This is a genomic window from Mesorhizobium sp. M1D.F.Ca.ET.231.01.1.1 (assembly GCF_003999155.2).
Classification (GTDB): domain Bacteria; phylum Pseudomonadota; class Alphaproteobacteria; order Rhizobiales; family Rhizobiaceae; genus Mesorhizobium.
In genome coordinates this window covers 22,157-43,431 of sequence record NZ_RZOZ02000005.1, presented here as the reverse complement: position 1 = coordinate 43,431, position 21,275 = coordinate 22,157, and the positions used below count along the sequence as shown (strand labels likewise).

General features: G+C 61.3%; 19 protein-coding genes. 10 read left to right on the top strand and 9 right to left on the bottom strand.

The window, feature by feature from the left end:
- Positions 1-60: 60 nt before the first annotated feature.
- Positions 61-654, bottom strand: a complete 594-nt coding sequence (locus tag EN874_RS15320) for a DJ-1/PfpI family protein (RefSeq protein ID WP_127425497.1) — start codon at positions 652-654, stop codon at positions 61-63.
- 142 nt (positions 655-796) lie between these two features.
- Positions 797-1,495: a GntR family transcriptional regulator gene (locus EN874_RS15315; protein ID WP_127425496.1), complete on the bottom strand. Its 699-nt coding sequence runs from the start codon at positions 1,493-1,495 to the stop codon at positions 797-799.
- A gap of 236 nt (positions 1,496-1,731) precedes the next feature.
- On the opposite strand from EN874_RS15315, the gene EN874_RS15310 reads away from it, so the two are divergent.
- The 9 genes from EN874_RS15310 (at position 1,732) to EN874_RS15270 (ending at position 14,568) form a co-directional block, all read left to right on the top strand.
- Complete coding sequence (locus tag EN874_RS15310; RefSeq protein WP_127425495.1) at positions 1,732-2,958, top strand: iron-containing alcohol dehydrogenase; 1,227 nt, start codon at positions 1,732-1,734, stop codon at positions 2,956-2,958.
- A 58-nt stretch (positions 2,959-3,016) separates the two neighbouring features.
- Positions 3,017-4,465: an NAD-dependent succinate-semialdehyde dehydrogenase gene (locus EN874_RS15305; RefSeq protein ID WP_245513576.1), complete on the top strand. Its 1,449-nt coding sequence runs from the start codon at positions 3,017-3,019 to the stop codon at positions 4,463-4,465.
- 110 nt (positions 4,466-4,575) lie between these two features.
- The gene (locus tag EN874_RS15300; protein WP_348631729.1) at positions 4,576-5,289 is read left to right on the top strand and encodes an alpha/beta hydrolase; all 714 of its coding nucleotides are present in this window, start codon (positions 4,576-4,578) and stop codon (positions 5,287-5,289) included.
- A gap of 113 nt (positions 5,290-5,402) precedes the next feature.
- Positions 5,403-7,331 carry an adenylate/guanylate cyclase domain-containing protein gene (locus EN874_RS15295; protein WP_127425492.1) on the top strand — a complete coding sequence of 643 codons (1,929 nt, stop codon included), beginning with the start codon at positions 5,403-5,405 and terminating at the stop codon, positions 7,329-7,331.
- Between the two features lie 194 nt (positions 7,332-7,525).
- Positions 7,526-10,687, top strand: a complete 3,162-nt coding sequence (locus EN874_RS15290) for an AAA family ATPase (protein WP_127425491.1) — start codon at positions 7,526-7,528, stop codon at positions 10,685-10,687.
- A 29-nt stretch (positions 10,688-10,716) separates the two neighbouring features.
- Positions 10,717-11,874: a YcaO-like family protein gene (locus tag EN874_RS15285; protein WP_168247496.1), complete on the top strand. Its 1,158-nt coding sequence runs from the start codon at positions 10,717-10,719 to the stop codon at positions 11,872-11,874.
- A 4-nt stretch (positions 11,875-11,878) separates the two neighbouring features.
- The gene (locus EN874_RS15280) at positions 11,879-12,607 is read left to right on the top strand and encodes a TfuA-like protein (RefSeq protein ID WP_168247495.1); all 729 of its coding nucleotides are present in this window, start codon (positions 11,879-11,881) and stop codon (positions 12,605-12,607) included.
- Positions 12,608-12,673: 66 nt separating this feature from the next.
- Positions 12,674-13,873, top strand: coding sequence for a hypothetical protein (locus tag EN874_RS15275; RefSeq protein ID WP_127425488.1), 1,200 nt, complete (start codon positions 12,674-12,676; stop codon positions 13,871-13,873).
- A 29-nt stretch (positions 13,874-13,902) separates the two neighbouring features.
- Complete coding sequence (locus EN874_RS15270) at positions 13,903-14,568, top strand: hypothetical protein (RefSeq protein ID WP_127425487.1); 666 nt, start codon at positions 13,903-13,905, stop codon at positions 14,566-14,568.
- A gap of 81 nt (positions 14,569-14,649) precedes the next feature.
- Here the strand turns inward: EN874_RS15270 and EN874_RS15265 are convergent, their stop codons facing one another.
- The 3 genes from EN874_RS15265 to EN874_RS15255 all read right to left on the bottom strand — a co-directional run bounded on the left by EN874_RS15265 (position 14,650) and on the right by EN874_RS15255 (position 16,167).
- Positions 14,650-14,862, bottom strand: a complete 213-nt coding sequence (locus tag EN874_RS15265) for a type VI immunity family protein (RefSeq protein ID WP_127425486.1) — start codon at positions 14,860-14,862, stop codon at positions 14,650-14,652.
- A gap of 152 nt (positions 14,863-15,014) precedes the next feature.
- Positions 15,015-15,995 (bottom strand): aldo/keto reductase, encoded by a 981-nt coding sequence (locus tag EN874_RS15260; protein WP_127425485.1) that lies wholly within the window; start codon positions 15,993-15,995, stop codon positions 15,015-15,017.
- Between the two features lie 16 nt (positions 15,996-16,011).
- Entirely contained in the window at positions 16,012-16,167 is a 156-nt protein-coding gene (locus EN874_RS15255; RefSeq protein ID WP_126088268.1) for a DUF1127 domain-containing protein, read from the bottom strand.
- A 231-nt stretch (positions 16,168-16,398) separates the two neighbouring features.
- Between EN874_RS15255 and EN874_RS15250 the strand changes: the two genes are divergently transcribed.
- Entirely contained in the window at positions 16,399-17,268 is an 870-nt protein-coding gene (locus EN874_RS15250) for a LysR family transcriptional regulator (protein WP_127425484.1), read from the top strand.
- 315 nt (positions 17,269-17,583) lie between these two features.
- Here EN874_RS15250 and EN874_RS15245 read toward each other — a convergent pair whose 3' ends face one another.
- From EN874_RS15245 to EN874_RS15230, 4 genes are all read right to left on the bottom strand, one after another.
- On the bottom strand, positions 17,584-17,799 hold the full coding sequence (locus EN874_RS15245; protein ID WP_127425483.1) for a hypothetical protein: 216 nt from the start codon (positions 17,797-17,799) through the stop codon (positions 17,584-17,586).
- Between the two features lie 188 nt (positions 17,800-17,987).
- A complete protein-coding gene (locus EN874_RS15240; protein ID WP_127425482.1) occupies positions 17,988-18,992 on the bottom strand; it encodes an asparaginase in 1,005 nt (334 codons plus the stop codon).
- Between the two features lie 9 nt (positions 18,993-19,001).
- The gene (locus EN874_RS15235; protein WP_245513575.1) at positions 19,002-20,492 is read right to left on the bottom strand and encodes an aspartate ammonia-lyase; all 1,491 of its coding nucleotides are present in this window, start codon (positions 20,490-20,492) and stop codon (positions 19,002-19,004) included.
- Between the two features lie 27 nt (positions 20,493-20,519).
- Positions 20,520-21,269, bottom strand: coding sequence for an amino acid ABC transporter ATP-binding protein (locus EN874_RS15230; protein WP_127425481.1), 750 nt, complete (start codon positions 21,267-21,269; stop codon positions 20,520-20,522).
- Between the last annotated feature and the right edge of the window lie 6 nt (positions 21,270-21,275).

Sequence of the window (21,275 nt, the reverse complement as noted above, 5' to 3'; positions counted from 1 at the left end):
CGTGCTTGGATTGATGGGTTCCAGGAATGAGACCCGCTCCAAGCACTCACGACCTCTTTTCTAGCCGTGCTGGATTTCCGTGCCGAGCACCTTCAGGCATTCCCGGATGAAGGCTGCAAGAGCGGTCCAGCCTTTGGCCGAAACCATTGTGCCGTCGACATACGCCTCGGTTGGCGACAAGTCGATGTAGGTGCCGCCGGCGAGCGTCACTTCCGGCTCGCAGGCCGCGAGCGCGCCGACCTTTTTTCCGCGTACGACGCCGTCGACCGCGATCAGGATCTGCACGCCGTGGCAGATCGTGAAGATCGGCTTCCTGGTTTCGTGGAAATGGCGCACCATCGCCTGAACGCGCTTGTCGGTGCGGATGTACTCCGGTCCGCGGCCGCCGGCGCAATAGACGGCGTCGTACTGGTCGAGCTGCTTCTCCGCGTCGGAGAACGTCTTGTTGATCAGCGCGTAATGACCGAGCTTCTCGGTGTAGGTCTGGTCGCCCTCAAAGTCGTGGAGCGAGGTCTTGATCAGGTCGCCGGCATTCTTGTCCGGGCAGACGACGTGGACGGTGTGGCCTACTGCCTCCATCGCCTGCTGGTATACGAAGATCTCGTATTCCTCGGTGAACTCACCGGTCAGCATCAGTATCTTCTTGGCTGGCATGACTTTTCCTTTCGATTTTGGAGATGCCAAGGCGCCGCCTCCGCACTGCCTGGAAACGCCTTCGGCGCGCCGCACGGGCGCAACCGGCGGGCCGGCGCAACAGCGCGGTCCCTTTCAAGGCGAGCGGAGATGGGCATGAAGGTCACTCGAAGGCCGGCAGGAGCCGGTCCCGCGAATTCTCGATATGCACGCGCATCGCCTTCCCGGCGGCGCCCGCATCGCCCGCCGCGAAGGCAGCGAGAATTGCCTCGTGCTCATCCAGCGCCTCTTCGGTGACCCGCGAGTGGTACATCAGGCGGAAGATGTGGAAGTGGGTGTGCTGGTGGCTCAGCGTCTCGCGGATGAGTTCATTCTGAGCGAACTCCATGATCTTGTCGTGAAAGATCGCATCCTGCCGCGCGAAGTTGGAATAGCGCAGGCGCTCATCTCTTCCTACCCCCCGCGCCATGACGCCGGCCGCTTCCCGCAGGATCGCGAGGCGCTCCTCATCCAGCGTTGCCGTGGCCTTGGCCGCAGCGGCGGGTTCCAACAGAAGGCGCAACTCGTAGAGCTCGTCGAACCGGCGTCGGGTGATCTGCGGGGCGGCGCGGTAGCCGATCAGATGCGTCTTCACCACCAGCCCTTCACCTTCCAGCCTGCCGAGGGCTTCGCGGATAGGCGTGTGGGAGACGTCGAATTCCCTGACCAGATTGTCGACGGTGATCCGCGATCCCGGGGGAATCCTCAGCGACATCAACTGCGCGAAGATCGCCTCATAGACATCCCCGGCCAGACTGTTGGCCCGCTGGATGCGGCCGCCCGGACGGGCTGCGTTGTCAACGGTCAGACCGGTGTCTTGCATCGTTTTGCCTCTTGACAGGAGCAAGCCTTAACACGATGGTTCGGCCGATACAATACTATATCCTATACGATTTTATAGAGGATATGGGATGAGCTAACACCTTGTAACGCCAGCTGCGCCTTACCGGCTCAGATCGGCACGAAAGCGAAGTTCTGGGAAACCGGGCCTCTCTCGGCTGGATGAGGCTCTGCAACGAACGAAAGCTCAGCCAGCCACCTTTTCGAAAGGCCCAGTCCATGACCTTGTTTGCAGCCGCGCGGCTGCCGCGCGAAATTCTCTTCGGCAAAGGCCAGCGCCACGCCCTGCCCGCCGTTGCCGGCCGCTATGGCCGGCGCGCACTCATCTGCACCGACGAACGCCTGGCCAGGACGTCCGAGTTCACCGAAATCCTCGCCGGATTGGAAGCTGCCCGGGTCGCCACGCTCGTCTACGATCGAACCTTGCCCGACGTGCCGCGCGACAGCGTCGGCGCCTGCATCGCGGAGGCGAGGAGCTTCAAGCCGGATGTGGTGATCGGCATTGGGGGCGGCAGTTGCCTCGACATGGCCAAATGCGCCGCGCTTTTGCTCAGCCATGGCGGCAAGCTCCAGGACTACTATGGTGAATTCAAGGTGCCGGGCCCTACCCTACCGTTGATAGCGGTGCCGACCACGGCCGGCACCGGCTCCGAAGTGACCCCGGTCGCCGTGATCTCGGACCCGGAGCGGACGCTCAAGGTCGGCATCTCCAGCCCGCATCTCATTGCTGCGGTTGCGCTTTGCGATCCGGACCTGACGGCGAGCTGCCCGCCCTCCCTGACAGCCATCGCTGGTGCCGACGCGCTGACGCATGCGATCGAAGCGTTCACTGCGGCAAAACGCGGTGCCGATGCCGATCTGCCGCAGCGACATGTCTTCATTGGAAAGAACGCGCTGAGCGATCATTTCGCCCTGCTGGCGATCAGGCTTTTGGGCCGCAGCCTCGAGGCGGCCTATCGTGACGGGTCGAACGAGAACGCGCGCGCAGATGTCATGATGGGGGCGTTGGCCGCGGGCTGCGCCTTCGGCACCGCGGGGACCGCCGCTGCCCACGCCGTGCAGTATCCGGTCGGCGCGCTCACCCACACGCCGCACGGGCTGGGCGTCGCCACGATGCTTCCGTATGTGATGAGCTACAATCTTGCGGCCGCAACGCAAGAGATTGCCGAACTTGGCGGCGCCCTCGGCGTGCCTCGCCAGGATCGCAACGCCGTTCAGCTGGCGGATGCCACGATCAAGGAAGTTGCGCGACTCTTCAATGCCATCGGCATTACACCCACGCTGGCCGACCTCGGCCTTCCCGAGGACAAGATCGACTGGACGGCCGAGCAGGCGTTCGGCATCGACCGACTGATCAAGAACAATCCCCGCCCGTTCGACCTGGCCGCGATGCGGCGCCTGGTCAGGGCTGCTTATGACGGCGACATGGCCGCCGCGACGATGTGAGGGATGGAGCCTGAACCCCATGAACATTTCGATAGACCTGATCGACCAGGATTCTGACATGTCTGAATACGCTGCGTTTTCGCATGGGCTCTACATCGGCGGGATATGGCGACCCTCATCCGACGGCTCTGTCATCGAAGTGGTCGATCCTTCGACCGAGGCCGTGATCGCGGCGGTTCCCGACGCCACGCTCGCCGACGCCGCAGCCGCGGTCGAGGCGGCGGCCGAGGCAGCGACGAGCTGGCGCGAGGCCCCGCCGCGCAGGCGATCCGAGATCCTGAGGCGCTGCTTCGAGCTGATGACCGAACGTGCGGAGATCTTGGCTGCGTTGATTTCCCTGGAGAACGGCAAGGCCCTGCGCGATGCGCGCGGCGAAGTCGCCTATGCGGCTGAGTTCTTCCGCTGGAACGCCGAGGAAGCGGTTCGTATCGGCGGCGAGTTCGGCCTTGCGCCGTCGGGCGCAAACCGCATCGTGGTCGACTACCAGCCTATTGGCGTCTGCGTTCTGATAACGCCGTGGAACTTCCCGGCGGCAATGGCGACACGCAAGATCGCGCCGGCGCTCGCAGCCGGCTGCACGGTGATCCTGAAGCCCGCCAGCGAGACGCCGCTGACAGCCTACGCGCTTGCCGCTCTCTACGAAGAGGCCGGCGTGCCGCCTGGCGTCGTCAACGTCATCACCACCTCGAAACCAGGGCCGCTGACTGCGGCTATGCTGGCTGATGCGCGGGTGCGGAAGCTTTCGTTCACCGGCTCGACCGGCGTTGGCCGGGTGCTTCTTGCCGAAGCGGCAAAACACGTCATCTCCTGTTCGATGGAGCTTGGCGGCAATGCGCCGTTCATCGTCTTCGACGACGCCGATCTGGAGGCCGCCCTCGATGGCGCCATGATCGCCAAGATGCGCAATGCCGGCGAGGCCTGCACGGCCGCCAATCGGCTCTACGTCCAGGCGGGCATCCATGACGCTTTCGCGGAGGGACTGCGCAAACGCATGGCGGCGCTCAATATCGGCCCGGGCACGGACTCAGAAACCGATTGCGGGCCGATGATCACCAGGAAGGCTGTCGACAAGATCGATCGGCTCGTCCAGGACGCAGTCGCCCGCGGTGCGAAGCTTCTGTGCGGCGGAGCTGCCCCTGAAGGCAGAGGCTACTTCTATCCGCCGACTGTGCTTCGCGACGTGCCGGCTGACGCGGCAATGGCGCATGAGGAGATATTCGGCCCCGTGGCTCCTATCGGCCGCTTCGAAAACGAGGCGGAAGCAATCGCAAGGGCGAACGATACCGAATACGGCCTGGCCGCCTATATCTACACACGCGACCTGGCGAAGGGCATGCGTGTGGCGTCGATGATAGAGTCCGGCATGATCGCGCTCAATCGCGGCCTGATGTCGGATCCGGCGGCGCCCTTCGGCGGCGTCAAGCAAAGCGGGCTGGGTCGCGAAGGCGGCCAGAAACATGGCATAGCCGAATTCATGGAGGCGAAGTACATCGCCGTGACGATCTGAGCAGACAGATGGCGAAAGATCCGTTCCGCACCCGTGATCATGTCGTCGAGTTCGACGACATCGTTGCCGAGATCCGCCGCAGAAGCGCGGAAACCCAGGCAAAAGTCCCGATGGTCGCCGATGTCGCCTATGGGCCGGACAGCACCGAAACCGTCGACCTGTTCTTCCCGGAAGGCAAACGGGACCGCCTGCCGGTGCACATGTTCATTCACGGCGGCTATTGGCGCATGTTTTCGAAGAACGATTATTCCTATATCGCCGAGACCGTCACGAATGCAGGAGCGATCGCGATAATCGTCGGCTACGCGCTGATGCCCGCGGTGAGGCTGGCTACGATCGTCGATGAGGTGCGCCGCGCCAGGCAATGGGTGCATGACCACATCGCAAACCACGGCGGCGATCCCGGCCAGCTGACCATTAGCGGCCATTCTGCCGGCGCCCATCTCGCGACGATGCTTTTCAACGACGGCAGCCGACCATCGGGCATCAAAGGCGCTTTCCTGCTTGGGGGAATTTACGATCTGAAGCCGTTGCAGGACTCGTTTCTCGCCGCCGAGATCGCGATCACCGACGAAGAAGTCGAGCAATTTTCCCCGATCGACCATCGCTTCGATCCATCGGTGGAGGTTGAGCTCTCCGTCGGAGCCCGTGAAACGCGGCCCTTCCACGACCAGGCCGCGACATTCGCTGAAAATCTCGAAAAGCAGGGACTGACCGTCTCGTGCACGAGCCTTGCAGCGGCCAATCACATGAGCAGCGTCCGTGACCTCGGCCTGGCCGGCACGCAAGCGGCAGCATCATTGGCTCGACTGCTGGCCGTGTGAAAAGGCTAGGATATGCTCCTCAACGCCAATTTCGGCTTTCAAGCATCCGAACAGGGGCTCGCTCGCGCCGTTTCTTAGGCTAAGATTGTTGCAACTGGCGGGAGGTCCGTCCCTTGCGAGAAGAGCACCGCAGGCTTGCGGCGATCTTGGCTGCCGACGTGGCAGGTTACTCGCGGCTGATGACAGCCGACGAGTCGGGAACGCTGCGCCGGCTGAGACGGCTCCGCGCTGAGGTGTTCGAGCCCAAAATCGCTCGGTTCCGTGGACGCATCGTCGGCTCGGCCGGGGACAGCCTGCTGGTCGAGTTTGGGAGCGCGGTTAACGCCGTGCAGTGTGCGGTCGAGCTGCAGCGCGAGCTGGGAGGCGAGAACGCCGGGCTCCCCGAAAGCCGGCGTATGGCGTTCCGTATGGGCGTAAACCTCGGCGACGTGATCGTCGAAGACGACACGATATACGGAGACGGTGTGAACATCGCGGCCCGGCTTGAAAAGCTCGCGGAGCCTGGCGGCGTTTGCATCGGGCGCGCCATCTACGATCAAGTAAAAGGCAAGCTTGAATACGGCTATGCGGATATCGGCGAGCAACGGGTCCACAACATTGCGGAGCCGATACGCGCTTACCGTGTCGTGTCCATTGAGCAGTCCCCCGCCAGCTCGGCCGTGCCGTCGGCCAAGGATGCGCTCCCGTTTCGCAACCGACCATCGATCGCCGTGCTGCCTTTCACCAACATGAGCGGCGACCCTGAGCAGGAATACTTCTCTGACGGCATCACCGAGGACATCATTACGGACCTCAGCAAGGTCGGGGCGCTGGCAGTCACCGCACGCAACACGACCTTTGCCCTCAAAGGCAAGTCGATGGACGTCAGCGAAGCGGCGCGGCAATTGCGCGTTTCGCATGTGCTGGAAGGCAGCGTGCGCAAGGCGGGTAGTCGCGTTCGCATCACCGCGCAGCTGATCGACGGGATGAGTGGGCATCATGTTTGGGCCGAGCGCTACGACCGTGATCTCAACGACATATTTGCGCTCCAGGACGAGATCGCGCGGGCCATCGTCGATGCCCTGAAGATCCGGCTGATGCCGGCCGAGCATGCTGCCATCGGCAAGCGCACGACCGAGAACGTCGAAGCCTATCAATATTACCTGATGGGGCGGCAGCATTTCCTGCGCCTGGGCCGTCGCAATCACCTTTCCGCCCGACGCCTCTACCAGCGGGCGCTCGAGATCGATCCCGAATACGCGCTGGCCCGGGCCGGGCTGGCGCTGGCTGAAGGCATGTTACTGAGATCCGGAGATCCCAGCGCAGACCTTGTCACCTTGAGCGCCGAGGCGCAGCGCGCGCTGGCCTTGGACGCGACACTGGCGGAAGCTCACGTGGCCGACGCGATGGCGCATTTCCAGAAGGAGCAAATCGAACTCGCAAGCGCCTCCTGCCGGCGAGCAATCGCGCTCGATCCCGATCTCTACGAGGCGCACAGGACCTTGGGCGACGTGCTGCGCATGGAGCGCAAGTTTGCAGAGGCCGCGGCCGCCTATGAGAAGGCGGCGGAGGTTGATCGCAACAGCTATGGTGCGATGTGCATGCTGTGGGATTGCCGCAAGACGCTGGGCGACGAGGAGGAAGCCCACAGGCTTTCAAGGGAGGTGCTGACCCGCATCGAGAAAGCCATGCAGCTCTATCCGGACGATGGGGCAGCCTATGCCTATGGTTGTTACATCCTCCACAATCTCGGCCTCGAGGAACGCGCCCTCCAGTGGGCCGGGCGCGCGATCACCATCGACCCGGAGGACTATAACAGCCACTACAATGTCGCGTGTTTCCTGGCGGCGATCGGCGCCCTCGAAAAGGCGATCGACACGCTGGAGCACTGCGTGCCGCAGCTTGGATTGCAGCAAGTGCACTGGATGGCGCAGGACGTGGATATGAACCCTCTGCGCGATCATCCGCGCTATCGGGCGCTGATGGAGCGCCTGGAGGTCGGTTTGGCGAACGCAGGAGGCCAATCAGGAAGCGGAACCGACGGACGGCCTTCCGGAGCCTAGAGCCCTGGGCCCGGAGGGCGTCGTAAAATAATTGATTTAATTGCCTTTTTCGTGGGCACAGGTCAGACGTCCTTCCGTGACGCACATCGTCCGAAGTATCGCTTATGATCAGATGCGGGGTCGTCCGAGCGCTCTGGTGAATATTAGCGCATTTGATAGTATCGTTCCCACCCCGCCAGCCAAGGCACTGCAGCATGTCGGAAGAGCCTCGGGTACAGCCTCCAATCGTGGCCCTTGCCAAGGGCGTTCCGAGCAAGGACGACAGTGGTGTGTCCGAAGTTCGCAGCGAGCGGCGCGTTATGACAGCTCTCTGTTATGATCTGGTCGGATCAACCGACCTGCTCGCAGTTCTGGATATCGAGGACCATGAAGAACTGATGTCGGCCTTTCGGCGTGAGGCAAGACAGGCAATCTCATTGTACTCGGGCGTTATCGTGAGCGAGGCCGGCGACGGCGGTGTCGCACTTTTTCCAACAGAGATGGAGGCAAAGGACGCGGCTTCGCAAGCGATCCGGGCAGGACTCGAAATCATTGAAGCGTGCAAGCGGGTCGGGCTGGAGAAAGACCATACGGACCTGCATGTTCGGGTCGGGATTGCTACATCCATGATCCTCGTTCACGGGGATGGCGCTAACCTGGCGGATGCCAGCGTCACCGGCCCTGCTTTGGCCATGGCGACGCGCCTCCAGGCTATGGCCCAGCCGGATGCAGTATTGGTGTCCGACGAGACCCGAAATCTGGCGCGGCGGTCCCACGTTTTCAGTTTTGGCGGCATTCACGTTGTTAAAGGTTTCGCGGAGCCGGAGCGGACTTGGCGTGCCATCAGCCACAAGCGGGACGTTGACCGCTTCTTTGCCTTTGGGCGCTTGAACAACACGTTTATAGGCCGCGGGGACGAACTGGCCACCATCGCCGCATGTTGGCATGATGCCGTCGCCGGCAAGGGCAGCGCCATTTTAGTTCAAGGCGAGGCCGGTATCGGCAAGTCCCGCCTGCTTTATGAAGTCCGCAAGAGGACACGCTTTCAGCGGGCAAAATTGCTGCTTTTTCAATGTCAGCCCGGCGGCTCCCACTCGGCTCTTTATCCCCTGCTGCAAAATGTTCGGGGTGACCTGGCTGGCAAAGACGGTCGGCTGGAGACTTCAGACGTAGCGGAGGTCTTCGCAAATCAAAGCGTGCACGATAACGAAGTGGTCGACATCTTCTCGTTTCTGCTTGGGGCTGAAGGATCGAATCCCGCTCTGAAGGAGGCTGATCTCAAGGTCATCCGGGAGAAAGCGATCTGGGCAGCTCGCAGAAGCATCGAAGCCATATGCGAACGCGGACCACTCATCCTCGTGGTCGAAGACATACATTGGATCGACCTGACGTCGAGACAATTGCTGGCGGAGCTTGCACTCTTCATTCATCGGATGCCCGTGCTTCTCATAATGACTGCACGACCTGGATCTGAGACTTATTCAGGGTTCCTGGACTTGCCGCATATTACTCTGAAGCCGCTCGATCGCGAGGAAACGCGACAGGCAGTCATGGCCATGCGGCCGGAAATCGGGTCAACCGCGCGTTCGGAACTCATTACCATGGTGGAGGAGGTAACCGGGGGCGTGCCTCTTTTCATCGAGGAAATCTGCCAATGGATCGCCGAGAATGCAGCCTCCATAACGGATCGCCTTGCGCCAGCCGGCTCATCAAGCCGAATATCGGTGTTTGAAGGCATCCTTGAAGCTAGGTTGGAAGCCTTGGGCCCTGCAAAGGATGTGGCACGAGCGGCCGCCGTCGCCGGCAATCGTTTCAATCTGGAATTGCTCCGGAAGCTGTTGCCGGAATACAGCGACGAGACCCTCGGGAATGCACTGGACACCCTCAGCGAGGCGGGATTCCTGATCCGGATCAGGCCTTCCGGCGAGCCCGACTATGGATTTCGTCATGCCCTGATCCGGGAGACAATCTACAATGCATTGCTGCGGAGGAGACGACAGGCCCTCCATCAGTCGCTTTTCTCCGCGGTCGGCCGCGACCGAAATCTAGGCCCGTGGATAGGTACGGCTGAACTGGCGGAACATGCTGAACGCGCCGGCCTTATCGAGGAAGCGATCGATCAGTACATCGCAGCCGGTCGGGAAAGTTACGCCCGCTCTGCAATGGCCGAGGCGAGACAGATTCTCGACCATGCCATGACCCTTTGCCAGCACGTGAGAAGGCCGGACAAGCAGGATGTTTTGCGCCTCGCCACGATGATGCCGCTCGGGCCGATACTTACAGCCGCGGAAGGTCCAAACTCGCTGCCGGCACGCAAACTTTACGAGGACGGGGTAGAGATCGCCAGGCGGCGGCCACTCGCCGAGCGCGCGAAGTGGTTTCCGATCTACTGGGGTTGGTGGTTCACCGGCCCCACCATCGACGGGGAACGCGCTCGGACCGTCCTCGCCGACCTGAGGGAAGTCGACGACCCCGAAGTCCAGTTTCAGGCCAGACATTGTGTTTGGGCAATCGAATTCAATCTTGGGCATCACAAGAACTGCATAACGGCGGTCGACGAAGGACTTGCGCTTTATGGTACGGGCCAAAGGCCAGGGAATGCCACTCTGTTCGGCGGTCATGACGCCAGGGTTTGCGGCCTGTCGCACAGGGGGCTCTCTCAATGGTTTACCGGCCGGGCCGCAAGCGCAGTTCGGTCATTGGCTGAAGCCAGGCGCTGGGCAATGCAAACGGCGCATGTTGGCAGTATCGCCCATGTCTACATCAACGAAGCGATGCTTGATTGCTATCGCCGCGATTTCTCGGCGCTCCGGGGCGTCATCGCCGATATCCGCGAATTGACGAAACGCCACCATCTGCCCTCCCTGGCCGCCTTGGCGCAAATTCTCGAAGGCTGGTGCGAAGGAAATGCGGCTCGGGTAGAGCAAGGCAGGGACCAGATCAAGGAGGGTCTCGCCATCCACGGCGAACTCCAGACGCCGGAAGACTATCCTGTCTACTACGGCATGCTGGCGGAGCTTCTGGCCCAGACAGGCGAGATTGAGGAGGCCCTTACGCTCATCTCTTCCGCGGCTGCGGAAGCCGAAGCTGGCGGCAGTCTTTCTTGGCTCGCCGAACTTTATCGGCGAAAGGCCCATCTCCTTCTGCTTAGCGGCTCCTCAGCCATGGATGTTGTTGCCGCGCTCTCCAAAAGCCTGGCCATCGCCGATGAGCAGAACGCGGTTCCAATCCTGCTCAATGCGTACGAGATGCTCAGGACATGGGGCGTATCAGAGGATCTATCCCGGCAGTACCGCAAGCGCGTCGGCCTGGCGAAATCAACCATCGAGCAAGGCGCGGCGTTGTTCGTCAATCGAGAACCGAGCCTGCGTCCCTAGTCCGCGCGACGGGAGATCAGGAAGCCTCCATGCTGGAACGATACGAGCGCTCGGGTCCTCCGCCGCACGAAGCGCTCATGCGGCTAATGACGATGCGCGAGCTCTTGGGCATCACGCGGATTGCGGACATCACAGGTCTCGACGTGCTCGACATACCCGTTGTTCAGGCGGTCAGGCCTTTCTCCCTTTTGAATTCCGTTTCGCAAGGCAAGGGGCCGACGAGAACCGAAGCTGCGGTGTCGGCCATTCTTGAGACCGCGGAGTCCTACTTTGCCGAGCGCTTGGCGCACTACGACCCCATCGCGGCTTCCGCAGACTCCCTGAATATTCCTCCTGAAAGATTCGAAGCTCATCTCCAGCCTGGTGTCGACCCAGGCTGGCGCAGCAGGGAGATAGCTTGGATCCATGCCGAGAATATTCTCAAGGGTGGTCTGCAGGATTGGGTCCCATTCGAGCTTGTACACACTGCCTACCTGTTCCCGCCATTGCCCCATGAGCAAATCTTCGCTTCATCGACGTCCGGCCTGGCGGCCTCCTTCGAGGAAACGGACTCTATCCTGCACGGGATAATGGAATGCATCGAGCGCGACGCACTCACGCGGTCGGAGCGAATCCACGGCTTTTTCCAGCGCCGTCGAATTGACCCGAGAACGATCGACGATCCGACAGTGGCGAGCCTTCTCGAAAGCCTGGAAGCCAAAGGCCTGCTGGTGGGGCTTTGGCACGCCCCCTCACCGCTGGGACTGCCGGTGATCTGGTGCCATCTCATGGAGGATCGGCCCCCGGAAACGGCAATTCTTCACCATCCGGCAGAGGGCTCGGCAGCAGGTTTCGATGCCGCGTCCGCGATCGTTCACGCAATCTACGAGGCGGCGCAGTCGCGACTGACGGCGATCTCCGGCGCCCGTGATGACCTGACACGCGCGTTCTATCCTAAATATCCGGATTGGCAAAAAATTGCGGCGCACCGACGCCTCCTGTCCGACGGCCCTCGCGACGTACATTTCCATGCGATTGCCGGGCAGAATTGCACCAGCGCGGAAAATAGGATGTCCGCTCTTCTCGCACAGATCGAGGGCGCAGGGATCGATACAGTGTACAGGGTTCAGCTCGATACAACACCGCTCGGCGACCTGTCGGTCGTCAGGATCGTCATACCGGCCCTGACGCCGCTGTTGCATGGCTAGGCAAATGCGTCCCAAGCTGGTCTTTGCCGGTCCCACCCTGTCACAGGGCGAAGTTCAGGAAGTGGCGGAGGCGATCTGCCTTCCGCCGGCTGTGCAGGGTTCGATCATCGCGGCTGTGCAGCAATTTGATCCGAGTGCGATAGTCATCATCGACGGCGGCTTTCAGTCTGAGCCGGCGGTCAGGCACAAGGAAATCCTTTGGGCAATAGCGAAAGGTGTTCCGGTAATAGGCGCAGCGAGCATGGGGGCTCTTCGCGCCGCGGACCTTTTTCCATACATGCAGGGAGTGGGGCTGATCTACCGGTGGTATCGTCGTTTCGCGCTCGCGCCTGACGATGCAGTGGCCGTGCTGCACGGACCATGGCAGGTAAATTATGCGCCCATAACCCACGCGCTGATCGATCTTCGCATGACGGTTCGCAGGGCCAGCCGTCGAGGCATCGTTTCGGATGAATACAGGACCAGGCTGGAGCGAGCCGCGCAAGCTCTCAACTTTCGCGAGCGCACGCTCGCCCGCATGATCGGTGACGCCCTGTCATGTGAAGGTGATCTCGTTGTCGAGAAATATCAGGAGATCCTCGCGGCAGCTTTCGTTCAGCAAAAGAAGCAGGATGCGCGTGATGCGCTCCGGCTGTTGCATCACGGTTTATTCAAGGAGCCCGCACCCCTGCCGGATTTCCAATTGACGGCGGCTTTCTTCAAGGATCTCGACGACGCCGGGTTAGAGGTTTGAAAGCATCAGGGCGAGAGTTCTCAATCTCAATTTACAATACGTATGCCATTTTGCTAATGTATTAAAATGAGAGGGGCTGAGCTACTGGGGACGCTCGATCGATCCAGCGACCAAGGTCGCTCCGTCGGCACGCGCTTCCTGCTATTTCCCCAGGTGCCCCACCTTGCTGATTACGGCACACCCGAGACCGTCTGGATATCGACCCCGCCGAGCCGATTAGGCCCCGGTCCAGAGGACCATCGCATCTATGTCCGCGATCCGCTCCTCGACAAGGAACCTTACGAGTATCCCTATCTGCCGCCCTTCGTTGGCGAGGTCTTCCCGCCGGCGGAACCCGCCTACGACGGTCACTTCGACCAGATTTCATTGAATTCACGTCAGTTCCTGGCGGCTCACGCCTTTGGGGCAGTCAGCCGGGTCCTGGACATCTGGGAAAGCTACCTTGGGCGGCCGATTACCTGGTACTTCGCCGAAACCTATGAGCGGCTGGAGATCATTCCGTGGGTCGACTGGAACAACGCCCAGTCCGGCTACGGCTACCTGGAACTCGGCGTGGACAGGGCGCCCGACGGTCGAACTTATCCCTATGCCCTCAACTTCGATACGATTGCGCATGAGGTCGGCCATGCGATTCTGTTTTCCCTTTTTGGGGTGCCGGCAAACGGCTTGAGGACCGGCGACTTCGCGTCGTTCCATGAAGCAAGCGCCGACATAACGTCGCTTCTGTCCTTCCTGCATTTCGACAGCGGTCTCGACCGGCTGCTTCGCCACTGCGATGGCAATCTGCTCATCCTGAACGAACTCAACCGCATCGCCGAACTGATCGGTGATCGGCAGATTCGCCTCGCCAGCAATTCGCGCCGCATGTCTGACGTCACCGACGAAATCCATGACAGGTCGCGGCCCTTTACTGGCGCCGTGTTCGACACGATCGTCGACGCCTATCACGCGAATCTCGTGGGTGATGGACTGGCCGACGAGCGGCTTCTCGCTATCGACATCAGGGATATCAACGAGGCCGCGCTGCACCGCATCTCGGATTTCACGGCACTGGCCTTCCGTGCCAGACCGTTCCTGTTCAAGAGCGCGCTGACCCGGGCGCGTGACGATGTGGCGCTGACCCTGGCCCGGACCTGGTCAAGCCTCGAAGCGGACGATCTGACATTTGAAAATGCCGCGATCGCCGTTGCCGAAGCCGCCAGCCGCATCGCGCCGGCGCTGGGTGCTAAGTTCGAAGAAAACTTCAGGTGGCGAGAAATTTCATGAACTGAACTGTCAAAGCGAGGAGGAGCATCATGAGCGACGACTATCACCGTCCGACATATACGTCGACCGATGTGCACAGAGCATTCAATGCAACGCAGGTGCGGCTCTACGGGATACCTGGACTGCCAAAGCCAGAAGACAAAAATGCATTTGGAGACATAAGCACTATTGTAAAAGACGGTCAGTACGCCATAACTTTTTCCAAATTGGCAGAAAGCACTCCTGACAATAATTATGACGAGTTACTTCAGTTGATGAAAAAGATGTTTTACAGTCAAGGCGATAAAAAGCAAGACAGCACTTATGTTTTTATTAAGTCAGTATTGGATAATTATATGCTATTGTTAAGTGCGATCGACATCGAGCCGAATAAGAAAGATACGAAGAAATTTAGCTCTGGAATAATATTTGGATACGCGTATGAGGGGCACACATACGATCTGCCAAAACCCAAAATTATGTTGATACCCGCGCCTCCGCAAGAGATACCCGGCGATGATTCCGGATATGATCTTAAGAAGGACTACTACAGGGTCTGGATCGTTGATAAACTCGACCAATGCGTCGAGTTCGAAATGAACCAGGGCTTTGTCGAACAGCTTGTTCTTGAGGCTAACCTTCCCGGCAAGCGCTCGCCGACCATGTACGCGGCCAGGCAGGCGCTTGGGCACCGCAGTGGCAGGCTGACTGAATAGTGATGGATCCCTGCGGCTTCGCGGCCCGTCAAGGCATAGCGTCAGAGGCAGTTGGAAACGATAACCTCGCGCAGCTTGGGGCTAATCGAACCGCCGTATCCACTTCATGGTTTCGTCCCGGGCATCCAGGGGCTGGGGCACCGGGAAAAGGCCGATCGCGTAATCCTCAAAGCGAAGCCGCTTCACGGCGGATGCAACAAGCCGGTATTCATCCAGCACGATGCCCCGGTTGACGTCGCCGAGTTGAGGCCCATCACCTGCCTGCAGGATGACGCCTCCGGGATATTCGTGCATGGAGCAGCGCTTGCCGAGCGCTTGCGACAGTTACGCAGCACCGCCCAGCCGGTTCACGAAATCGGTCGAGAGCACGGACAGCCAGTTCGAACGAAACGGGATTGCGTTTATGGTTCTGCTGCCGACGTGATGCGGATTTCGGATTCGCCACATTAGGCGGTCTCGGCAATATTCAGCACGCCGTCGATCTCAGCCATCACCGCTGCCGGCAGCGGCCCTTTTTCCAGCCCACCGAGATTGTCCTCGACCTGCTCGGGCCGCGTAAAGCCGGGGATCGGCAAGGCGATCGCCGACTTGGCGAGGATCCAGCCGAGCGCGCCTTGCGCAAGCGTGCGTCCGCCCGAGGTGAGCAGGTCGCGGATTGCCTCGAGCCTTGACAGATAGTGCGGGTTGGCGGCGCCATCCCTGAAGAAAACCATCCATTCGGCATTCCCACCGCGCACGTCATTTGCCGGCACCTTCATGGCCGGCGTGTATTTGCCGGTGAGCAGCCCCATTGCAAGTGGCAACCGGCTGAACGAGACGAGGTTCTCGCGCGCCGCAACGGCCATCAGCTCGTTGGCCGGGGTAAACACATTGAAGTCGTTCTCCACGGCGATGAAACCCACGCGCGGCGCATAGGCGGCGAGCCGTTCGGGATGATCGGTGCTCCAGCCGAAGCCGCCGACCTTGCCCTCCTGCTGCAGCAGGCCGAGCGTATCGAACACCTCGCCGGCTCGCTCGATCGGATACTCGTTGATATGCAGCAGCGCGACGTCGATGCAATCGCGCTGTAGGCGCTGCCGCGAATTGTCGATCGATGCCCGGATCGCGGCAGCCGAGGCATCCTCGGGAGCGATCTTGCGCGTTTCGGGATCGCCGAAATAGCCGACCTTGGTGATGATGACGGCTTCGTGCTTGCCCTTCAACGCCCGCCCGAGGATCAGCTCGGCATTGCCGGCGCCATAGGCGGCAGCCGTGTCGAACACCCGCGCGCCGATGTCATAGGCCATGGCCAGCGCAGCTTGCGACCTGATGTCGTCGACCTCGCCATAAAAGGTCGCCGTGTCACGCCAGCGTGCGGCGCCACCCGCCGCCCAGGTGCCGATCCCGATGCGCGGTACCGAGCGACCGTCCCAAAGCTTCATCTGCATGCCCGCCTCCGTGATCTCAACGACGCAGGCTGGCGTGGCGGGCACGCTCGCGGATCTCTTCGCGAGAAATGCCGGCATCCGCCAATGTGCTGTCCGAGACCCGCCTCAAGCTCGCAAGCGTCTGGCGATAGGCAACCCAGCGGGCGAAACGGTGTCGAAGTTCATGCAGCATGATCGTCTCCTTTGGCACGCAGAGTGCTCGCGCCTGGGTTGGTCGAACGCGCAAAGCATCCGCGCAAGCGCACCCGCGACCGAAAAGATTGTGCCGGCTTCTTGGCCAGCCTGGGCGCTTGTCGCTATCGCGGCAAGCAGGATTGTCCAACGCTTCCAATGCCTGCATAGTTGCGCATGACCCCCCTTGGCGCTATACCCACGGTCGCAAGGAGCTTTTCATTTCTGAAAAATGGATATCGGCTGGGACGATCTGAAGCTGTTTCTCGATGTCGCGCGGCTGGGTGGTTTGAGCGCGGCGACGAAAACCACAGGCCTCAGCGCAGCCACCCTTGGACGACACGTCACCGCGCTCGAAAAGCAGATCGGCGAACCGCTGTTCGTGCGTCGGCAGACCGGCTACGGGCTGACGCCGGTCGGTGAAGAATTGCTGCGGCGCGCCGAAGACGTCGAGGCGGCAATGCAGTCGCTGACCCGCTGGCGCGAAGGAAGCTTGCCCGACCGCATTGTCCGCGTCTCGGCCGGGCCATGGACCTCGGCATTCGTTTCCACCCACATCGGCGAGATCTGGACGGTCGATGACGGCATAAGGGTGGAGCTCGTCACCACCACCGACCGGGTAGACATCGGTCGCCGTGCCGCCGACATCGGCATCCGCAGCGAGCGTCCGACCGAGCAGTGGCTGGCCGCCCGTCAGAGCGGCAAGGTCGCCTACGCCATCTATTCCGGACGCAACCTGATCAACGGCATCGCCGCCGGCTTGTTCGTCGGCGTCACCGGCGAAGGGGCAAACATTGCCTCGGCACGCTGGCTGCAAGCCCATCACGGCGACCGCATCGCCGTGCGTGGCAACAACATCCATTCGGTGCGCGAACTGGTGGCCGCCGGCGCCGGCCTTTCGATCTTTCCGTGTTTTGTCGGTGATAGCGATCCGCGGCTGGTTCGCGTCGCTCGGCCTATCCCCGAACTCGAAACCGACCAATGGGTCGTTACCCATCACGAGGAACGCCACTCTCCGCCGGTACGAAAAATCGCCGACCGGATTGCCGCCTTGATGCGGGCGCACCAGCCGCTGTTTCGCGGCGAGACGCCGAACCGATGAGCCGCCCGCTGGCACTCTCTATGCTGTTGGAGGGATTACGCTTGGGCTTGCAGCACCATTTGTTGGTCCGGAAGCTGCTACGGCGGCCTACATCAACTTTCCTAACCTAGCAATATTCTCAACGGAAGTAGCTGCTGGCGAGGTAGGTATCATTGCACCTGCTTCCCTTGGAGCAGGCGTAGCTTTGAAAGCACCAAGCATGGCGTCGCAGCTCTCCAACGCAGACTCAGCCCTGGTAGCGCTGCGCTCGGCCAAGTTTTTCTGAAACCCGCAAGGGGGATCAATCCAGCACCAGTTCTCGGCTGAAGTCGGCATTCAATCCGTCGTGCTGTCGAAGGAAACCCTGCAGCGATGGCCGGCGGGGAGCTTTTGTCCGGTATTGGAAAGCTCCACACGCACACCGAACGTGCTGGAGGCGGCATCGAACACCGAATCCACGACCTTGACGGTCCCCTCATAGGTGCCAGTGATCGGTTCGTTAGGCTTGACGATTGCCGGCATGCCCACCTTGATGCCGCCGAACTTGCTCACACCAGTTTTCCATGCACGCGGTGTCTCTGCCTTATCCCACAAAAAGGGTCGATGAACACAGAGCAAGGACGTGAGCGCGGCTGGTTTATGCCGAGAGCGGAAGGCCGGTTTGGGACGATTGGTTAAGCCGACCCTTGGCATCGAGCCAATCCCGACCGCCATGGCGGGCGCTCCTCTCTGCGCGTCATTCAATAGGTCTCGAGTATTCTCTCGAGTTCGCCTCGATCATTCGTCTTTGACAGCGCGAGGCAAAGTAGGATCCGTGCCTTCTGTGGCGTGAGGTTGTCCGCCGCCAGTATTCCGACTGAGCGATGCCTGGCGCTATCCAACGCTCCGCCGCTTCCGACGCGTGATGACTGGAGGGCCACGACGCCTTTCCCGATCGCCTCTTCAAGCGCGGCGACTTCCGCTGGGGTGCCCATGCCAGGTGCAAAGCCGGCAAGCACGATGCCCTTTGCTCCAGCCGCCGCGAAAGCGCGTATCGCCGTCCCGTCGGAGCCCGCATAGCTATAGGCGACATCGACGCGCGGCATGGCCGCGATGTCGGCGATCGAAAATTCGCTGTCCAGGGTGTGTCGCCGCTCGGTCCGGCGATAGTAGCGGACGGCTTCGCCGTCGACCTGGCCGAGCATGCCGAAATCCGGCGACTGGAAGGCATGCAGCCGGAACGTCGAGCGTTTGCTCACGTCACGCGCCGCATGGACTTCGTCGTTCAGGACGACTAGCACGCCACGACCGATTGAATCGGGCGACACCGCAACCCTGATCGCGGCGACCAGGTTCGCCTGCGCGTCCGACGAAATGCCGTTCAATGGCCGCTGCGACCCCACGACAACCACGGGAATCGTGAGTTTCAGCGTCAGCGAGAGGCAGTAGGCTGTCTCCTCCAGCGTGGCGGTGCCGTGACCGATGACGATGCCCGCGAGCCCCGGGTTGTCCGCGGCAAGCCTGGTGCAAAGCAGCGCCAGATCCCGCCAGTCGTCGGCGGTGACCGCGGTGCTTTCGATATTGTTGAAACGGACGGGCGTCACGCGCGCCAGACAGTCCAGTGGCGGCAGCTTCGCGATGATGTCTTCAGCGTGAAGTCTGTTGTCGGCGTTTCCGTAATCCAGGACATCGAACGCATCCTTGCCGATCGAGGCGATCGTGCCGCCGGTTCCGATGAACGCCACTTCAGGCACTGCTTTTGTCATATGGTGCGGTCATTCCGTCACAACGCCGCCGAGCAAACCTTGCTGCGCCAGCAGGCGAAATTTCTGAATCACCGTTTGATAGCGCAAAGGATCGGCGAAAAGCGAGACCTCGAAGAGCTCTTCTGCCTCCCGCCGCGACAAGAGCGACATCTCGACGGCCGCATCCTTGACCAGCAGGCCCCGCTCGGCGGCGAAACGCGCCACCGATCCGGCTTTCGGATAGTCGAAGACCGCCGCAATTGCCGTGGACAATGCCAGCGACCCCTCCGCCGCCTTGCGGCAGGTCGCCTCGTTGGCCGTAAGCCCGGCGATGCATTTCGAAACGAGCAAAGGGATCGCACGGTCGAGCAGAATGATCGATTCAGTCACGGCGTTGAGGATGATCGATTCCCAGACATTGAGGTCGAGCTCGCCCTCGCAGGCGCGGGTGACGGTGGCATCATTGCCGAGGACGCGAAAATAGACCTGGATGGCCATCTCCGGAATGACCGGATTGATCTTGCCGGGCATGATCGAGGAGCCTGGCTGTACCGCCGGCAGCGTGATCTCTGAAAGGCCGGCGCGCGGACCCGACGACATGAACCTGAGGTCGGCGCACATCTTGGCCACCGACAGCGCCAGCGCCTTCAGCACGCCGGAGATCGATATCCACTGATCGGCATTCTGCAGCCCGTCGAAGAAATTCTCGTCCGGTTCCAGCGCAAGCCCGGTGATGCGGCCAAGCTCGGCATAGATCTCGGCCTTGTAGCCGGCCAGCGCACCGAATTCGGTGCCGACCGCGGTAGCGCCGAGCGGCAGGTGCAGGCATTTGTCCTTCGCGGCGGCGAGCTCGCGCAAGTTGCGCTCGAAGCCATGCCTGTAGCCCGACATTTGCTGGCTGAGCGTGATCGGCAGCGCATCCTGGAAGCAGGTGCGCGAGAGCTTTATCACGCCGGCGAATTCGGTCTCCCTGGCGGCCAAGGTCTCGACCAGCGTCGACACAGAGCCTTGAAGCCGCGCCAGCAACCCATGCACGGCAAGCTTCATCGCCGACGGAATGACGTCGTTGGTCGACTGCGCCATGTTCACATGGGTATTGGGATGGACGCGGTCGTAGCCCTTATGGCCGGTCAGCGCTTCGTTGGCGCGGTTCGCCACAACCTCGTTGACATTCATATTGGCGGCGGTGCCGCCGCCGCCGTGGTAGATGTCGACGCAGAACTGCGACGGCTCGAAGTTTTCCAGACAATACTTGCCGGCCGCGACAATCGCCTCGGCGATTTCCTTGGACAGGCCTCCAGCCGTCAAATTGGCCAGCGCCGCAGCCTGCTTGATGCGGATGACGCTTTCGACAAAACCCGGGACATCGGCGATCGTCTTGCCGGAGATGGAGAAATTCTCGTGCGCGCGAACCGTCTGGATGCCGTAGTAATGGGCATTGTCAATGCGACGGCTGCCAAGCGCGTCCGTCTCGGTGCGCTCGCCATCGCTGGCTGGCGAGCCTGGCATGATCTCGTTCATGTCGGATTCCCTGGTTTGGATGGGCGATCAGAGGACTTTGTCAAGGAACTCTCTGGTCCGCGGATCCTGAGGGTTGGAGAAGAAGGCCTTTGGCTCGCCCTGTTCGACGATCACGCCCTTGTCGGTGAAATAGATCCGGTTGGCTGCCTCGCGCGCAAAGCGCATCTCATGGGTCACCAGGATGCAGGTCATGCCGTCTTCGGCGACCTTCCTCACTGCGCTGAGCACTTCCTTGACCATTTCCGGGTCGAGCGCCGCCGTCACCTCGTCGAAGAGGATCACTTCAGGCTGCATGCAGAGCGCGCGCGCGATCGCCACGCGTTGCTGCTGCCCGCCCGACAACTCGCCCGGATAGGAGAGTGTCTTCTCCGGGAGCCGCATCCCCGCAAGAAGGTCGCGTGCGCGTTCCTCGACCTCCTTGCGCGCTTCCTTGAGCACCTGGATCGGCGCCATCGCGACGTTTTCCAGCACGGTCTTGTGCGGGAACAAATTGTATTGCTGGAACACCATGCCAACGCGATGCCTCAGCGCCACCTTATCGACCTTCGGATCGGTGACCGTGATGTCGCCGACCTGGATGACGCCGTGGTCGACCGAGGTCAGGCCGTTGATGGTCCTGAGGATCGTCGACTTGCCGGAACCCGACGGGCCGATGATGGCCGCAACCTCGCCCTTGGCAACGCCGAGCTCGACGCCGCGCAACACCTCAAAGCTTCCGAACGCCTTGCGCACGCCTTGCAGCGAGACCAGGGGACGACCTTCAATTTCGGTTCGCATGAGAAA

Coding starts and splice junctions, on each gene's coding strand:
- EN874_RS15260 (WP_127425485.1), bottom strand. CDS start 15,995: ATGCAGATGAAGCTTTGGGACGGTCGCTCGGTACCGCGCATCGGGATC.
- EN874_RS15305 (WP_245513576.1), top strand. CDS start 3,017: ATGTCTGAATACGCTGCGTTTTCGCATGGGCTCTACATCGGCGGGATA.
- EN874_RS15285 (WP_168247496.1), top strand. CDS start 10,717: ATGCTGGAACGATACGAGCGCTCGGGTCCTCCGCCGCACGAAGCGCTC.
- EN874_RS15280 (WP_168247495.1), top strand. CDS start 11,879: ATGCGTCCCAAGCTGGTCTTTGCCGGTCCCACCCTGTCACAGGGCGAA.
- EN874_RS15235 (WP_245513575.1), bottom strand. CDS start 20,492: ATGAACGAGATCATGCCAGGCTCGCCAGCCAGCGATGGCGAGCGCACC.
- EN874_RS15300 (WP_348631729.1), top strand. CDS start 4,576: ATGGTCGCCGATGTCGCCTATGGGCCGGACAGCACCGAAACCGTCGAC.
- EN874_RS15270 (WP_127425487.1), top strand. CDS start 13,903: ATGAGCGACGACTATCACCGTCCGACATATACGTCGACCGATGTGCAC.
- EN874_RS15275 (WP_127425488.1), top strand. CDS start 12,674: ATGAGAGGGGCTGAGCTACTGGGGACGCTCGATCGATCCAGCGACCAA.
- EN874_RS15230 (WP_127425481.1), bottom strand. CDS start 21,269: ATGCGAACCGAAATTGAAGGTCGTCCCCTGGTCTCGCTGCAAGGCGTG.
- EN874_RS15310 (WP_127425495.1), top strand. CDS start 1,732: ATGACCTTGTTTGCAGCCGCGCGGCTGCCGCGCGAAATTCTCTTCGGC.
- EN874_RS15320 (WP_127425497.1), bottom strand. CDS start 654: ATGCCAGCCAAGAAGATACTGATGCTGACCGGTGAGTTCACCGAGGAA.
- EN874_RS15250 (WP_127425484.1), top strand. CDS start 16,399: ATGGATATCGGCTGGGACGATCTGAAGCTGTTTCTCGATGTCGCGCGG.
- EN874_RS15290 (WP_127425491.1), top strand. CDS start 7,526: ATGTCGGAAGAGCCTCGGGTACAGCCTCCAATCGTGGCCCTTGCCAAG.
- EN874_RS15255 (WP_126088268.1), bottom strand. CDS start 16,167: ATGCTGCATGAACTTCGACACCGTTTCGCCCGCTGGGTTGCCTATCGC.
- EN874_RS15240 (WP_127425482.1), bottom strand. CDS start 18,992: ATGACAAAAGCAGTGCCTGAAGTGGCGTTCATCGGAACCGGCGGCACG.
- EN874_RS15315 (WP_127425496.1), bottom strand. CDS start 1,495: ATGCAAGACACCGGTCTGACCGTTGACAACGCAGCCCGTCCGGGCGGC.
- EN874_RS15265 (WP_127425486.1), bottom strand. CDS start 14,862: ATGCACGAATATCCCGGAGGCGTCATCCTGCAGGCAGGTGATGGGCCT.